The sequence below is a fragment of the Paraglaciecola aquimarina genome, assembly GCF_032464635.1.
GTDB classification, from domain to species: Bacteria; Pseudomonadota; Gammaproteobacteria; order Enterobacterales; family Alteromonadaceae; genus Paraglaciecola; species Paraglaciecola aquimarina.
On the sequence record NZ_JAWDIO010000002.1, the window covers coordinates 3,997,501 to 4,013,544 of the forward strand.

Sequence of the window (16,044 nt, forward strand, 5' to 3'; positions counted from 1 at the left end):
AAAGCATTTTGTCGGCTCCCCACAGCTTTTCGCAGACTTACACGTCCTTCATCGCCTCTAACTGCCTAGGCATCCACCGTATACGCTTAGTCACTTAACCATACAACCCCAAATGACCTCTTTGTTACCGTAGTAACAACACGTTATGTTTGCTTGGTAGACAGTAACGGCCTCCAATTAACACAACTCGTCTCACCCCTTGGCCTTTTATCCAAGGTTAGGCATAACCTCGCGGTTATCGTTGTATGCGTGACAAGTACTAATCATAAAAATCAGATAGAGTAAGCTCTTAAAGAGTACTCTTTTTGTTTTCGATTACTTTTTTATCAGCTTTCCATATTGTTAAAGAACATTTAAGGTTTAAAAAACCCTAATCAATAAACATACTATTATGCGTATTGATTAAGGCTACTTAATCTTGTTGAGCAAATCACTTCCCAAGGAAAGTGGTGGAGCTAAGCAGGATCGAACTGCTGACCTCCTGCGTGCAAGGCAGGCGCTCTCCCAGCTGAGCTATAGCCCCTCAAATACATTGAGAGTATGTGTCTATTACCATCAACATAACAGTTGTCATGCAATTCGCATTCAGACAAGGCGAAGTAAGAGGACGTGTGGCTTTTCTACACGACGAATACTTCAACGCAGTATCAATGCGAATTTGGTAGGCTTGGGCAGACTTGAACTGCCGACCTCACCCTTATCAGGGGTGCGCTCTAACCAGCTGAGCTACAAGCCTTTCTTGCTTCTGCTTTTCGCCCTATGCTTCGCTTTTGTTTTTCGCTCACTCGGTTATGTACGACTTGTACACGCCCTCGCTCGCTCAAAAGTCAGCTCGCCTAGAACAAAAATCATCGCAATAAACTCGCGATGACTGCAGCGCTAAGAATTTGCTTGAATAACCCAAGCACTTCTTTTTGCTCTTTCTTATCAACAACAAAACAATCTGTGTGAACACTCAGCAAAGCAAGGCCTGCCGTAATAGTAAGGAGGTGATCCAACCCCAGGTTCCCCTAGGGTTACCTTGTTACGACTTCACCCCAGTCATGAAACACAAAGTGGTAACCGTCCCCCCGAAGGTTAGACTAGCTACTTCTTTTGCATCCCACTCCCATGGTGTGACGGGCGGTGTGTACAAGGCCCGGGAACGTATTCACCGCAACATTCTGATTTGCGATTACTAGCGATTCCGACTTCATGGAGTCGAGTTGCAGACTCCAATCCGGACTACGACGAGCTTTAAGGGATCCGCTTACTCTCACAAGTTCGCTTCCCTCTGTACTCGCCATTGTAGCACGTGTGTAGCCCTACTCGTAAGGGCCATGATGACTTGACGTCGTCCCCACCTTCCTCCGGTTTGTCACCGGCAGTCTCCTTAGAGTGCCCAACTTAAGGCTGGCAACTAAGGACAAGGGTTGCGCTCGTTGCGGGACTTAACCCAACATCTCACGACACGAGCTGACGACAGCCATGCAGCACCTGTATCAGAGTTCCCGAAGGCACCCATTCATCTCTGAAAAGTTCTCTGTATGTCAAGAGTAGGTAAGGTTCTTCGCGTTGCATCGAATTAAACCACATGCTCCACCGCTTGTGCGGGCCCCCGTCAATTCATTTGAGTTTTAACCTTGCGGCCGTACTCCCCAGGCGGTCTACTTATCGCGTTAGCTACGCTACTCACGAGTTAAACTCACAAACAGCTAGTAGACAGCGTTTACGGTGTGGACTACCAGTGTATCTAATCCTGTTCGCTACCCACACTTTCGCACATGAGCGTCAGTCTTTGGCCAGGGAGTCGCCTTCGCCACTGATGTTCCTCCAGATATCTACGCATTTCACCGCTACACCTGGAATTCCACTCCCCTCTCCAAGACTCTAGCCTGCCAGTTCTAAATGCTATTCCTAGGTTGAGCCCGGGGCTTTCACATCTAGCTTAACAAACCGCCTGCGTGCGCTTTACGCCCAGTAATTCCGATTAACGCTCGCACCCTCCGTATTACCGCGGCTGCTGGCACGGAGTTAGCCGGTGCTTCTTCTGTTGCTAACGTCACAGCTAGCAGGTATTAACTACTAACCTTTCCTCACAACTGAAAGTGCTTTACAACCCGAAGGCCTTCTTCACACACGCGGCATGGCTGCATCAGGGTTCCCCCATTGTGCAATATTCCCCACTGCTGCCTCCCGTAGGAGTCTGGACCGTGTCTCAGTTCCAGTGTGGCTGATCTTCCTCTCAGAACAGCTAGAGATCGTCGCCTTGGTGCGCCTTTACCACACCAACTAGCTAATCTCGCTTAGGCCACTCTTTGCGCGGGAGCAAAAGCCCCCTTTGGTCCGAAGACATTATGCGGTATTAGCTATCGTTTCCAATAGTTATCCCCCACACAAAGGCATGTTCCTAAGTATTACTCACCCGTCCGCCACTCGACATCATCTAGCAAGCTAGACATGTTTCCGTTCGACTTGCATGTGTTAGGCCTGCCGCCAGCGTTCAATCTGAGCCATGATCAAACTCTTCAATTAAATATATCGAAAATATGAATTTTTTTGGTAGACACTCACTTCGTGAATGTCCACACAGATTGTCTTGTTATTAATTGTTAAAGAACAGTGTCATTTACATGACCGCTACCTCAGTAGCTGCTTCCGTAGAAGCATCGCTTTAGATGCTGTCCGAAGACCCTCTTAAGCGGGAGGCGTATAATACTCGCTTCCGATTCGATGTCAACAAGTTTTTTTAATTTAATTTCAAACTAAACAACTCGCTGCATCCCGCTAACCACAACACTCTCAGAGCATCGCAATGACAATATTTACTCTAGGTAAATCCTATCTCGGTAAGCCGTTTTAAGTGGCCTCCCCGAAGCGAGATGCGCATTATAGAGATAACTTCCCTCACTGCAACCCCTTTTTTCAATTAATTGTTTGAATGGTGATTTATTAAACAAAAAGGCCCTTTCGGGCCTTTTTTTGTACATTTATTGTGCGTAATCGCTAAATCATTTTCTCTTTTGGATTATTTAACTTCCATATGAGGTGAACGGTAGACGATTTCATCGTTAAGTTCGATACCAATACCTTAGCTCTTCTGATACTTCAAAGAAACCGTTTACTGGTTGTGGATCTTGAATACACAATTCTCTGTTCCATGCTTTAATCGCGTAAGTATGGTGTTCATGAATTAAGAAATTAGGTATGGCTGTTTCTAAATGCAGACTTGCCGCCGTTGCTACTGGTCCCCCGCATACATGTGCTTGCACTCGAATATCGTAAACATCTGCGTAATCACATACTTTCTTAGTTTCGGTAAACCCTCCACATAAGCCCACGTCAGGCTGTAACACATCAATACTTTGATCTTCAAAATAAGGACGGACATCCCAGCGATGATAAAGTCGTTCACCACCCGCGATTGGCACCCTTACATTTTCAGCCACTTTTTTATGTACTGCTGAGTTTAAGTAGTTAACTGGCTCTTCGTACATCATACAGCCTACTTCTTCTATTACTTCCCCCATTTGAATCGCTGAGGCAGCCCCCATTAAAGAATGGGATTCGAAAATGATATCTACATCAGACCCCACCGCATTACGAATGGCTCTTAAACGATCTCCAAATAACCTCATTTGTGGTTTAGTAAATAACTTAGTGCGATCAAAAGAAGAGTTTCCTTCTTGGTCATACACTATTGGATCGACTTTTACTGCGTCATATCCTTGTGCCACTGCTTTTAAGGCAGCTTCTGCGTATTGCTCTGGTTGCGTCAGTTTTGTGCACTCTTTGTCCCAATCGAATTGCAATTGGCTGGCGTAGGTTCTCAGTTTACCGTTAGTTTTCCCGCCCAACAATTGATAGACAGGTACACCAAAAGCCTTGCCCTTGATATCCCATAAAGCGGTATCAATTGCACTCATGGCAGCGTACAACACTGGCCCGCCCCCTAATCCCCAAAAACTCTCACGCAACATACGAGACCATAACAATTCGGTATTCATTGGATTAAAACCAATTAACATAGCCTCTGCTATTTCTTTAATCATATGTGCAGCAGCGCTATGTCCTAAATCATAGGCTAACCCAGCTTCACCTACGCCTGTTACTCCTTCGTCTGTATGAATACGAATAAATACGGGATTCCATGGTGGGCGTTCTGGGCAGTGGATGTCGAAGATTTCAACACGAGTAATTTTCATATCATTTTCCTAATTAAACTGTTTGGATAGTATAAATAAAGTAGTTGGGCTATTCACAAAAACTAGGGTCGAGCTTATATGCTTTTCGTAACATAGCCGGCCATGCTTTTTGGCCACCGGTTTCACCACTGTGTACTACGTTAGCTTGAGCATATATGCCATCTACTATTTCTTGAGGTATCTCAATGATAGGTTGTCCAGCTTGTAACAAATCCATCTGAATTTCACAGGCTCTTTGTAAGTCGTAAAAACGCATAAACGCGTCTCCTACCGTAGGGCCTAAGGTTAAACCACCATGATTGTGCAGTAACATATGATTATTACTGCCAAGATCGTTTTGCAACCTGAGTTTCTCTGCTGCGTTAACCGCTAAACCTTCATAGGCGTGATAACTCATAGAAGAAAGGGAAAACATGGCATACTGACTCCAAGGTTTTAGTCCACCTTGAATAGTTGCCACTCCAATTGTTGCTTTAGTGTGTAAATGTAAAACACACTTTGCATCATGGCGTACTTCATGAATTGCACTATGAATAGTGAACCCTGCAGGGTTAATTTGATAAGGCGAACCATCTAGCACGTTACCTTGTAGATCAACTTTAACTAAGTTTGATGCGGTTACTTCTTCAAAAGCCAGACCAAAAGCATTAACCAAGTAGTGATCAGAGTTAGGTACTCTTGCTGAGATATGCGTATAGATTAAATCCCCCCATCTAAAATCTGCCACCAAGCGATAACACGCAGCTAAATCAATTCTGGTCTGCCATTCTTCTTCGCTCACTTTTCCCTTTACACTAAACTTATCTAATTCAAACACGGAAGTCTTGCACCTATCTAGTCCTCTGTTATATACCTTAAATAGTACCCTATTCATCAATTAATTACTGATAGAAAACATGATGATTATATATCTATTTGTTATCGCACAGCGCCGTTCTATCTGCTATTAATTTACTTCTACAGTGATGGTATCAGGCGAAGAAGGCTTGAGAGATATCCGTATCGTACAAGCCGCTTTTGAATCAGCTAAAACCGGTCGAACAGTGACATTATAACAATGCGGAAGGTGTGGTTTGCAGCCAGTTTTCTTTAGCGTAAGCGGTATTCGAACACGTTACGTGCAGAGTGAAGGCATGCCTTGATGTATCCGACAAGTTTGGTGCACTAAAGTGTGGGAGTAGACCATTAAACACCACTAGGCTGCCTTTTTTCACCTCTAAGGCTTTAGCATCTTCATCTTTTGGCCAAGGCAGGTTATGCAAGCACTTCAATTCGGTACTGTCATCAGGATAACGACAGAACTGCTCTTTTAATGGAATGGGCTCACCGCCGTTCTGAACCTGTAAACAGCCATTTTTAATTGTCGCATCTTCAACAGCAAACCAGTAGGTGATGACCGAAATTGGCTTAGTAAAAAAATACGTCGCGTCTTGATGCCATCTAATCACTCCGCCGATTCTAGGCTGCTTAAAAATATACATAGACTGATGGATCTGTGGTTTAACTAATCCCAATGCTAGGGCAATAGATTTAATTCTCTGATCATGACTAAATTCTTTAAATACAGGGTTTTTAGTATGTAATGCATGACCAATTTTGTTAATGCTTAAGGACTTTTCCTGCGACAAATTGCCATTTTGATCGAATGCATTTTCTTCAAAAAAACACCTGACTTTATCACCAGATGACAAGAAGTAATCGTCTTTAGTTTTACTATGATCTTTAGTGGAAAACACTGAGCGCGTTGATTCGGGATCAAAGTCATCCACTATTTCATTAGCGGCGGTTCGCAATTTGTCCATTTCTTGTACAGTAAACAATTCAGGCAATACTATGTACCCTTGTTCTTGATATATATTCAATTGTGCTGCAGATAACATCTCATTCCTAATTTACGTTGTATCACATTCATCTAGCTATCATACCTAAAATAGGCCCCACTGAAAGATTCAATGTAAAGGTTTAACGTTGAATTAGGCAATATGATTTTTGGATGTTTCGTTTTGACTAATTTATTGTGTAAATCGCTAAATAATAGGATTTAATAATTGTGTTTGAGCCATTCTTAAACTAAAACCTAATAATATCAACAAGTTAAATTTTGGCATAAGGACTGCTAATTTCAAATCAACAAAACAATATAATTTAACACCTAAGGACTCACATGAAACTTTCACCTTTAGCTTTAACCGCCATATTAGCCGCCACTGTTATCACGACATCAGGCTGTATTATTCATGTCAACGCTCATGAAGATGACCACCATCATTCTCAACACAAAGAAAAGTACAAACGGGTTTTTGGTGGCATTGAAATTGAGAAAAACCGAGAAGTAGGTGATCTTTCCTCAGTCAATGGTGGTATCGACATTGCAGATGGCGTTACCGCAAACAAAGTTGAAACAGTAAATGGTGGCATTGAAATTGGTAAAAACGTGACACTTAAACAAGCATCTACGGTAAATGGCGGCATCGAAGCCGACCCCTATTTAAATGTGGAGAAAGATTTAAGCACTGTGAATGGGGGCATAGAAGTAGCCGCACACTCAACCATTGGTAAAAGTGTGAGTACAGTCAATGGCGAAATTAACTTGGAGCAAACTTTAGTTAGTAACAACGTCAGCACCAAGAACGGTGATATCAATTTACGCAACGCAACAATCGTTGAAGGAGATGTGATCTTCAGGTCGAAAAAGAATAATTCGTGGTCCAAAGACAAAAATCATTCACTTCCTACATTGAGCATCGATGCTTCTTCTAATGTAAAAGGCCGGATTATTCTTGAACGCAAAGTTATTCTAGAAATTGAAAATGATCAGCTATTGGCCAAAATAGAACATCAATACGCTGAATAACGGCCCCTTACAATAAAGACCATAGGTGAGAGGATTTTCACCTGGTTTGCAACTTCCAATCACTCAACCCCAGAAAAATATCTGCGATGTACAAGCCTCGGCGCTTTTCACTGCTGTGCGTATTTCAATCTTGAGCCTCGAGACAGATTGATACTGTGTCGGCATGCTTGATAGGTATCAGTAACAATTACTCACACTTTTCATTTTCAATCCTTTGCACAGAGATTACTCTCCCAGTAAACTGCATATTCTATAACTAAAAGCGATAAGGCTCCGATTAGAGAGCTTACGTTCAAATCAAGTGGTTAACTCGTTGTAAAAACTCAGTTTTATCTCGTGTTCACTCACCATTTTAAGGTAGGAAAATGAAAAAAAATAGTATGCTAGCACTCGGTGTTAGTTTAGCCCTCGGCCTTGCAGCTTGCAGCTCAAGCACACAATCTGGTAAGACACTAAAAAGTCACACTGCAGTAGTCGCAGCAACGTCAGGAATTGACTTAACGGCAATCGATAACAGTGTGCGCCCTCAAGATGACTTATTTCGCTACGTAAATGGTACATGGCTAAAAAACACAGAAATTCCAGCAGATAAATCTGGCTACAGTACGTTCAACATTTTATATGACGATACCCAGCAGGATCTAAAAACACTGATCCAGGATGCCGCTACAAGCAAGGCTGAAAAAGGTTCGAACACACAAAAATTGGGAGACATGTACAACAGCTATATGGATCTTGAACTGGCGAATCAAAAAGGCCTATCACCTCTTAAAACACAAATAAGTGAGATTGCTAACATTGAAAATATGCAGCAAGTGTCTGAAAAGTTTGGCCAGCTGTTAACATTAGGGGTAGGTGGAACCTTTAACTTCTATGTTTCTCCAGATGCCAAAAAACCCGAAATTGTCACCATGTATTTATATCAAAGTGGCCTGACATTGCCTGATAGAGATTACTACAGTAAAGATGAGCAAAAGTTTGTCAATTTCAGAGCGGCAACAGAAAAGTACATGGCTGATCTGCTAGCCAAAGCCCAACACCCATCTGCAAAAGCGGCGGCCAAAAGATTAATGGCTTTAGAGAAAGATATTGCTTCAAAACATGTTTCTCGCGTAGAAAGTCGAGATGCAGATAAAAACTATAACAAACTCAGCACCACAGAATTACAAAAGATGCTAGGTAACTTTGATTGGCAAGCTTACGCCGACGCCAGCGGCGTAGGTAAAGTGAAAGATTTAGTGGTGAGAAATACGCCATATTTTGAAAAAGTCGCCGACTTATTTAGCCTCTACGATGTACAAACATGGAAAGACTACCTGACGTTTAATTTACTAGATACCTACGCTCCTCGACTCGGCCAAGATATGGTTGACTTACATTTTGCTTTTCACTCAACTACTTTACATGGCATTCCTGAGCAAAAACCACGATGGAAAAATGCAGTTGCCGCTACTAGTAGTGTATTAGGTGAAGTATTGGGTAAACAATATGTTGATAAACATTTTCCACCCATAGCCAAAGCTAAAATGGATACCTTGGTCAAAAATATCACTAAAGCCTACGGTGAAAGTATTGCTCAGCTTAAGTGGATGTCGAAAGAAACCAAACAATCTGCCCTAGAGAAACTTGCCGCATTTACGCCCAAAATTGGTTACCCCGACAAATGGCGAGATTACTCCTCACTAGACATCAAAGCAGATGATTTAGTTGGAAATTACATTCGCTATTCTATATTTAATCACAACGAAGAAGTGAGCAAAATCGGTAAACCCGTAGATAAGAATGATTGGGGCATGACACCACAAACTATCAATGCTTATTACAGCCCAGTAAGAAACGAAATAGTCTTTCCGGCCGCTATATTGCAATATCCATTTTTCAACCTTGAGGCTGATGACGCCGTCAATTATGGTGCTATAGGTGCAGTCATTGGTCACGAAATAGGTCATGGCTTTGATGATCAGGGCGCTAAGTACGATGGCCAAGGAAAATTACGCAGTTGGTGGACGGATGAAGATAGAGCCGCCTTCGATGTATTGGCAGCAAAATTGGTTACACAATTTGATGCCTTTGAACCAATCGAAGGGCAACACGTTAACGGAAAGTTGACATTAGGCGAGAATATCGGTGATTTAGCTGGCGTTAACATTGGCTACAAAGCTTATCAAATGTCACTGGCGGGTAAGCAATCAAAAGTCATTGATGGATTCACCGGTGAACAACGATTCTTTATGGGTTATGCCCAAGTATGGCGAGGCAAATATCGTGAAGACACTCTTAGAGCTATACTACTCAGCGATCCCCATTCTCCTGGCGAATACCGAATCAATGGAATTGTAGGCAACGTCGATGCTTTCTACCAAGCGTTTGATGTAAAACAAGGTGACGCGCTATATTTAAAACCAGAAGATAGAGTGAACATTTGGTAAGTCAGTGCCAACTGTTTTATGTTGTAGGCCGCTTAATGCGGCCTTTTTATATTCTACTAATCCGTATTATACTGGCTGCTAGCGCTTTTCTAACTCCTTGGAACAGATATTGAAGCAAATTGAGATATTTGAAATCAACAGCCCTTGTATTGGTGTCTGTCAATCTGGGCCCAAAGGCTTCTGTTTGGGCTGTTTTCGCTCGAGAGATGAACGGCTACATTGGAACCAATTAGAGCAAGACATACAAAGTAAAATCATTAAAGCCTGTGGACAAAGAAAAAAACGAGCTAAACAACAAAGGGCAAGTAAAATTGAACCAATAGCAGATAACAAACAAATTGATATTTTTGACCAAAACTAGCGGACGATGATTTTTATAGTTTAATTTTTAGAGCGCTATCTCCCTCTTTTACTGCAACTCCCCTTTTCATATTTCAAAATCAATTCACGTCGCTAAAAACTTCGAAGTAGAGCAACCTTCGTCAAATTTACTACCCAGACACTTAGAAATTAGTAAAAACTCCATGCTTTTGCTATCAACATTATGCATAAAACACGGTACACTAGCTGCAATTTTTTTGGCCGTTATTACTTATCACCCTTTATGAAAATCAAGCTATTAATCATCCTGTTATGCTTTCCATTAGGTGCTATCGCAAAACCCAACTTCATGCGCTCTTTGTATATGGCCGACAAACGCAATTATAAAGCCGATGACGAATTATCGATGGTCGGCGAATTAGGCTTTATCCTCGCCAGAGGCAATACCAACGCATCAACATTAAAAGCTAAAATTAATACCAGCCAAGAGTTAGAAACTTGGAGTTATCAAATAATTGCCGACACCCTTTATAAACAAAGTAAGCGAACAGTCAATGGAGAAAACGTTACGACGACTTCTGCACACAATACATTTTTGTCAATTCAGGGAGATTACAAATTAGTTGAGCCAGAAAATCGTGTTTTTGCCTATGCAGAATACGAACAAAAACGTTTTAGTGGTTTTCATTACCAAGCAGCGTTTGCCACAGGTTGGTCTTCAAAATTATGGAACACAAAGAATAGCGAATTAAAATATAGCATTGGGCCTGGATACGCAATTTCAGAAATTGATGAAGGGAGCAACAAGGAAGAGCAAAAAGGCATCATCGCCAGAGCTGCTATGCAATATAAGAAGAAATTCTCTCACCAAGCGACGTTTTTGCAATTTATCAGTACCGAGCTTGCCACCAGCTTCTCCAAAACAAGATCTGAAACCTCTCTATCCACAAAGCTTAGCGGTGCTCTTGCGATGAAATTAAGCTTAGTACTTAATCATGAAACAAGTAACAACGACGATAGCAATGAGGTAGACACCCAAACGGCCGTCACCTTGGTTTACCAGTTTTTTTAAACGGCTAAACCAGACATATCCCAAGAATAGTAAATTAACAATTTGCTCTAATATAAGACGAATGGTTACATGAAATCATCTTTGAATTTAGGTAAACTGCGGCCAATTCTATTCACCCATTAAGTTTAAACACCAATATTTAACAAGGAATTATATATGAAGGCATCTTTACTTTTAGTTGGCCTATTGGCTTCTGGACAAACATTTGCTGCAGAAGAAGAGAAACCTTTCTCAATGGATGGCGAATTTGGCTTTATTGCTACGTCAGGTAATACTGAAACAACATCAATCAAAGGTAAGCTTTCTGCTCATCAAGAACTAGAAATGTGGAGCAATGATTTTAAAGCTGAAGCGTTGTATAAGAAAGACCAAATAAGTGGTACAGCTCAAACGACCGCTCAAAAGTACTTTGTATCAGCTCAAGCCAATTATAAGTTAGAGAACCCAGACCACCGTGTATTTGGCTTTGCGTCATATTCAGATGACAGATTCAGTAGTTTTAACTATCAATCAACTGTATCTGCTGGTTGGTCTCAAAAGTTATGGCAAGACGATAGCAGTAAATTCGACTACAGCATCGGTCCTGATTATTCATTTAACGAAACAGATGAAGGTGAAAAGCAAAATAGCTTCATTGTTAGGGGTGCTTTGAACTATCAATTGAAACTATCAAAGACGGCTAACTTCACACAATTATTTAGTACAGAAGTGGGTAGCGACAATACTAAGTCAAAGTCTGAAAGCTCTGTATCAGCTAAAATTAGTGACGGATTTTCACTGAAAGTATCTTTAATCTTAGATCACAACACTGACGTTGCTGCTGACAAAGAAAAGCTTGATACGCAAACAGCTGTAACCTTAGTTTACACATTTTTCTAAAATGCTCTTACCACTAGCAGTGGTATGATCCGCTGCTAGCTTCTGGTTTACTTAACCTGTGTTCTGATTACTTACTATTTTTACCAACGAAATTGAATCACTGCCATGCTTTGCTGTTGATTGACTGCAACGTCTTCTCCCAGCGAAAAGCGGTTTTCGGCGCGATTTTGATTGAAGTGGTGCTCTACACCTAATTGCCAATTTTGATCCAGAGTATATCGCCAAGCCATGGTTATTGCTTTGCCGTCACTGTTATTCTTATCTGCTGGCATAGCATCGTTTTCACGCACTTTAAAGTGATCGTATCGCACGCTTAATCGATGCTTTTTAATCTTATGACTTAGCATTAAATAGGCCGCATCGAAATTAACATAGGTGACTCGTGGGCCCATAGCAGAAGAGCCTGTTAACCACTGGCCAATTAAGCGAGTACTACTATTAAATTTGTGTTGCACGGCTAACGAATGGAACTTAGTACGCCAACCGTAGAGTCTCTCATTGCTAACAGCTAGTGGATCGGCTTGATTGTCATAATAATAATATCGCAGATTAGTTTGTTTGTAATAGTCAAGATGGGCACCAAGATAAAAGCCCATGTGTCCATCTAATTCATGAAAAGGTTCTACGTAGCTTGGGTGAAAAACTTGATCTTCTTCAACAACACTCGGGTATGGAGCAAATTGTACTTTATCGTTATTTAGGCTTTGTCTGTCGTGTAAGGCAAACCCTCGCCAACTAATCACCGTGCCTAACGGATCATTGGCCTTAAACACGGCCCCATGCACTTCCCAAGACCAAGCGCTTCTTCTCACTCTGCCCGGACTAAACACAGTCAATTCTAAACCAGCGGTTCTTAACTCTTCGCCAATCCAGCTATTGATAGCAGACTGTGTGTAGGTAAATGGAGATAACCAGCCAGTATCTACATTTTCTAATGACATTTTAGGATAGAAGAAGCCTGCACGAGCGCGCCAACGAACCGTACTGTTACTCAAAGGTTTATACGCTAACTGACCTTGCGATATACCAAGGTGCTGTTCTCCCAATTGATAGTAATTGGCAACCAAACTATAACTAAAACCATCAGACAGGGTATCTGACAACTTAACTAAGGCTTGCTGCACTGTGGGCCCATTCTTTGAATACGCGAGTATTCCGGTGCCACTATCAATCCAAGACTGTTGTCCATCAGCCAACACATAATTAACTTGTACCACGCCTGTTGTTTCAACGGCTAAACCGTTGAAGGCAATACCGGCTAAGAGTATGGAAGTGCTAATTTTAAACGAACCCATTGTCGATTTAACCTAATTTTGAATTTTGATTAAATGTTTCATACCACTGATTAAACTGATCAGCAGGCAAGGCTTTACTCAAATAGAACCCTTGTGCTTTAGTACAGCCGAAAGCGTTTAGTAGCTTAAGGCTTTCAATATCCTCTACCCCTTCTGCGACAGTTTTCAGTCCGAGGTTGGCTGCTAGCGATATCAGGGTTTTCACCATCACTTGATCTTCTTTATTTGAGGCTAAATCAAGTACAAAGGCTTTATCAATTTTGAGTTCATGTACCGGCATTTTTTTCAATTGAGCCATTGACGAGTATCCCGTTCCAAAATCGTCAATTGACAAGGTAATTCCCATAGATTTAAGTACATTCAGCGCTTTAAGAGCATTTTCTGGATTGCTCATTACCGCACTTTCTGTGACCTCCAAAGTCAGAAGATTTGGCGTCAACTTATATCGCACAAGCAGCTCAGCAATATAGCTAGGCAATCGCATATCAACCAGATCCATAGCTGAAATATTCACCGCGACACCTAATTGTATACCTTGACTCTGCCAGCTATTCAATTGGTTACATGCCACATCTAGCGCCCAATTCGTCACATTTCTGATAGCACCGGTTTGCTCTGCTAGGGGAATGAACTCATCTGGTGAAACAAAGCCGTGCTCGGGATGGATCCAGCGAATTAAACACTCAACTGTGGTAATAGCGTTCTCTTGGAATGCTAATTTAGGCTGATAATACAAATGCAATTGTCCATCATGCAGCGCCTCTTTTAATTCCGACATCAAATTAAGGCGCATGACAGAATACTTATTTAACGATGGGGTATAGATTGCACTTCGATAATGTTGCTCTTTGCAGCTGTACATTGCTATATCAGCACATTGTAATATCCCTTGATAAGTAGTGGCATCATCAGGATAAACAGCCAAGCCAATGCTACAGTCTATGTCTAACACTAATTCATCAAGGCTAAACGACTGTTCAAACAACGTCTCTAAATTACTGGCAATAACCTGGGTGTCATCTGTACTGTGAGCATTCAGCACGATACCAAATTCATCACCGCTTAAACGAGCAAAAATGGCTGATGCTCGGTATACATAGACAATCTTTGCGCAATCAAAGTTAACAACCTATCACCAATCTCATGGCCTAAGGTATCGTTTATTTCTTTGAATCTATCCACATCTAAGGTGGCAACGACAAAATGGTTATTTGGCTTCGCCTCGATTTGGTCAGCTAAATATTGATTAAATTGTAGGCGGTTCGGCAAACCAGTTAACTCATCAAAAATGCGAGTTGGTTAATGGATTTTTCACGTTGAAAAATACCATCTTGCATATCACTGATTGCTTTTGAAAGGGTCTCAACTTCTTTCGCGTTAGATGAAGGAAACTGGTCGGTATATTGACCTTTGCTAATATTTTTTGCCACTCTGCTTAGCTGCTCTAGTGGACGCGTGATCCCCCGAGAAATAATAATTGCCGCAACCCAAGCAAAAACGGCAGCCAATGCAAGTACTAGAAACAATTCATTTCTTAAGGTTTGATTAGACAAGTAGGCATCAGCTTCATTTTTAGCCAAGACTAAATGCACCGGAGCCTGTAACCAGTCACCCAATTTCGAGCTGGTATAAAGATAAGTCACCCCGGCCACACTTTGCTTACCAATCTCATTGTGCGCGCTAGTGGGTAAAAACTCGTAATCTACAAAGGTTGAGCCAATTGTTAATCTGTTCTCAAAATCAAAAATACCGACATGCATATTAGTCAGTTCAACTAATCTGTCATTAAATAAAGACTCAGCTTTTACCCCTGAAACAATCCAAGCGTTGATTTTACCTGACAGCTCAACAAACCTGACAGGCTTTGCCTGCATTAAATAGAATTCCCCTTTGTGTTGAAACCAATGCACGCCTTCATTAGCCAAAATACTAGCGAAGCCCACATTAATATTTCCAGCATCGTCAGAACTCACAAGCACTTCACTATCGGTACTCAATACCCAGTAAATATCAGTGTTCCACCGATTCTGTTGATAATTGTCCATTGCAGAACGTAGAGATGAGGGATCATCCATTGCCAAAGCAATCAATTTTTTAGTGCTGAAATCTTTGGCTACTGGAGACAAGTCAGCCTCTAACGCTTTTGCACTTGGCTCTGAATTCTCTCTTCGACCACAGCTTTAGCGGTGTTAAATTGCGAAACAAGCTGTGTAGTAAGGTGATTGTAGGTGGTCTGCCAAACCACCACTAGGGTGACACTGACCACAATAATTAATAGCAATAAAAAAAATAACGCAATACGTTTTTGTAAGGAAGCTGTTGCCCGTTTAAGTCTAATCATAATCTTGGAATTCGTCTGAACTCTCGTACTCAATTAGATTAGGTAACAGTGCTTTTTTCAAAGTGATTTTTTGCATTTTGGTATTATCTGACACCTTGAGTTGGGTGCTTAACGTATCTAAATCATCTTGGATCAACGGACTCCAAACTTTCAACGTATAATCCCCTAAAGGCACATCTATCCTAACATTGCCATTTTTATCCGATTTTGCAAAATAGGGAGAGTCGACTATAAAAATATAACCTAGCATCCAATCATGTACGTTACAGCCTAATTCTACTACCCCCTCTTTAGAAAACAGCAAAGGATCAGCTTGCAGATCTTTATAGAGTTGTAGCTCAAATGTTTTGGCCGCAGAAAAAGAGTACACATGGTGTTTAATAGAGTCGGAATTCGGGAATTTTACCAAGGCATTTTTTTGTATCGCTAAAATATGTGGGGAAAATTGAGTATCAATTTGATCCATAATAGCAACGTCGCTCGGTGGAGTACTTTGCTGTTTCACACTAGGTTGCAGATAAACAACCACGTTGGAAACACTAGCACCGTTCAATGCCGACACATTGACCATGATTTCTTTTGAGAAACTATTAGAACCAGAAAACAGCAAAACAAAAACGCACAAAATTCTATACATAACATCTCATTAAAAACAATAACAATAAACTG

General features: G+C 41.4%; 13 protein-coding genes, 2 tRNA genes, 2 rRNA genes and 2 pseudogenes (1 of these 19 only partly in view). 6 read left to right on the forward strand and 13 right to left on the reverse strand.

Features of this window, described 5'->3' with window-relative positions; translation table 11 throughout:
• The 6 genes and pseudogenes from RS130_RS19705 to RS130_RS19730 all read right to left on the reverse strand — a co-directional run.
• Nucleotides 1-100: ribosomal RNA gene (locus RS130_RS19705) — 23S ribosomal RNA — on the reverse strand; it reaches 2,775 nt to the left of the window's first position.
• A gap of 347 nt (nt 101-447) precedes the next feature.
• A tRNA-Ala gene (locus RS130_RS19710) sits at nt 448-523 on the reverse strand.
• 136 nt (nt 524-659) lie between these two features.
• Nucleotides 660-736 (reverse strand) — tRNA-Ile (locus RS130_RS19715).
• Nucleotides 737-982: 246 nt separating this feature from the next.
• Nucleotides 983-2,514: ribosomal RNA gene (locus tag RS130_RS19720) — 16S ribosomal RNA — on the reverse strand.
• Together the 16S and 23S rRNA genes with 2 tRNA genes alongside form the textbook arrangement of a ribosomal RNA operon.
• A gap of 493 nt (nt 2,515-3,007) precedes the next feature.
• A pseudogene (locus tag RS130_RS19725) lies at nt 3,008-4,184 on the reverse strand (mandelate racemase/muconate lactonizing enzyme family protein).
• Nucleotides 4,185-4,233: 49 nt separating this feature from the next.
• Entirely contained in the window at nt 4,234-5,001 is a 768-nt protein-coding gene (locus RS130_RS19730; RefSeq protein WP_316027336.1) for a class II aldolase/adducin family protein, read from the reverse strand.
• 148 nt (nt 5,002-5,149) lie between these two features.
• On the opposite strand from RS130_RS19730, the gene RS130_RS23970 reads away from it, so the two are divergent.
• Nucleotides 5,150-5,239 carry a Gfo/Idh/MocA family oxidoreductase gene (locus RS130_RS23970; RefSeq protein WP_428982876.1) on the forward strand — a complete coding sequence of 30 codons (90 nt, stop codon included), beginning with the start codon at nt 5,150-5,152 and terminating at the stop codon, nt 5,237-5,239.
• On the opposite strand, the gene RS130_RS19735 is transcribed toward RS130_RS23970, so the two are convergent.
• Nucleotides 5,234-6,064, reverse strand: coding sequence for a phytanoyl-CoA dioxygenase family protein (locus tag RS130_RS19735; RefSeq protein ID WP_316027337.1), 831 nt, complete (start codon nt 6,062-6,064; stop codon nt 5,234-5,236). The two genes, RS130_RS23970 and RS130_RS19735, sit on opposite strands and share 6 nt — an antisense overlap.
• Nucleotides 6,065-6,348: 284 nt before the next feature.
• Here RS130_RS19735 and RS130_RS19740 point away from each other — a divergent pair, with 284 nt between their 5' ends.
• From RS130_RS19740 to RS130_RS19760, 5 genes are all read left to right on the forward strand, one after another.
• Nucleotides 6,349-7,038, forward strand: a complete 690-nt coding sequence (locus RS130_RS19740) for a DUF4097 family beta strand repeat-containing protein (protein ID WP_316027338.1) — start codon at nt 6,349-6,351, stop codon at nt 7,036-7,038.
• A 365-nt stretch (nt 7,039-7,403) separates the two neighbouring features.
• Nucleotides 7,404-9,467 carry a M13 family metallopeptidase gene (locus RS130_RS19745; RefSeq protein WP_316027339.1) on the forward strand — a complete coding sequence of 688 codons (2,064 nt, stop codon included), beginning with the start codon at nt 7,404-7,406 and terminating at the stop codon, nt 9,465-9,467.
• 109 nt (nt 9,468-9,576) lie between these two features.
• Nucleotides 9,577-9,828: a DUF1289 domain-containing protein gene (locus RS130_RS19750; RefSeq protein WP_316027340.1), complete on the forward strand. Its 252-nt coding sequence runs from the start codon at nt 9,577-9,579 to the stop codon at nt 9,826-9,828.
• A gap of 243 nt (nt 9,829-10,071) precedes the next feature.
• Nucleotides 10,072-10,860: a DUF481 domain-containing protein gene (locus RS130_RS19755; protein ID WP_316027341.1), complete on the forward strand. Its 789-nt coding sequence runs from the start codon at nt 10,072-10,074 to the stop codon at nt 10,858-10,860.
• A gap of 156 nt (nt 10,861-11,016) precedes the next feature.
• Nucleotides 11,017-11,739 carry a DUF481 domain-containing protein gene (locus RS130_RS19760; RefSeq protein ID WP_316027342.1) on the forward strand — a complete coding sequence of 241 codons (723 nt, stop codon included), beginning with the start codon at nt 11,017-11,019 and terminating at the stop codon, nt 11,737-11,739.
• Between the two features lie 80 nt (nt 11,740-11,819).
• Here RS130_RS19760 and RS130_RS19765 read toward each other — a convergent pair whose 3' ends face one another.
• The 6 genes and pseudogenes from RS130_RS19765 to RS130_RS19790 form a co-directional block, all read right to left on the reverse strand.
• The gene (locus tag RS130_RS19765; RefSeq protein WP_316027343.1) at nt 11,820-13,034 is read right to left on the reverse strand and encodes a hypothetical protein; all 1,215 of its coding nucleotides are present in this window, start codon (nt 13,032-13,034) and stop codon (nt 11,820-11,822) included.
• 7 nt (nt 13,035-13,041) lie between these two features.
• On the reverse strand, nt 13,042-13,896 hold the full coding sequence (locus RS130_RS19770) for a putative bifunctional diguanylate cyclase/phosphodiesterase (RefSeq protein WP_428982877.1): 855 nt from the start codon (nt 13,894-13,896) through the stop codon (nt 13,042-13,044).
• 36 nt (nt 13,897-13,932) lie between these two features.
• Nucleotides 13,933-14,303: pseudogene (locus RS130_RS23975) on the reverse strand (diguanylate cyclase domain-containing protein); the annotation flags it as partial.
• A 5-nt stretch (nt 14,304-14,308) separates the two neighbouring features.
• Complete coding sequence (locus tag RS130_RS19780) at nt 14,309-15,160, reverse strand: HAMP domain-containing protein (protein WP_316027346.1); 852 nt, start codon at nt 15,158-15,160, stop codon at nt 14,309-14,311.
• An 8-nt stretch (nt 15,161-15,168) separates the two neighbouring features.
• The gene (locus RS130_RS19785; protein ID WP_316027347.1) at nt 15,169-15,375 is read right to left on the reverse strand and encodes a hypothetical protein; all 207 of its coding nucleotides are present in this window, start codon (nt 15,373-15,375) and stop codon (nt 15,169-15,171) included.
• Nucleotides 15,368-16,012 carry a cupredoxin domain-containing protein gene (locus RS130_RS19790; protein WP_316027348.1) on the reverse strand — a complete coding sequence of 215 codons (645 nt, stop codon included), beginning with the start codon at nt 16,010-16,012 and terminating at the stop codon, nt 15,368-15,370. Before RS130_RS19790 ends, RS130_RS19785 begins: the two co-directional genes overlap by 8 nt.
• Nucleotides 16,013-16,044 lie beyond the last annotated feature (32 nt).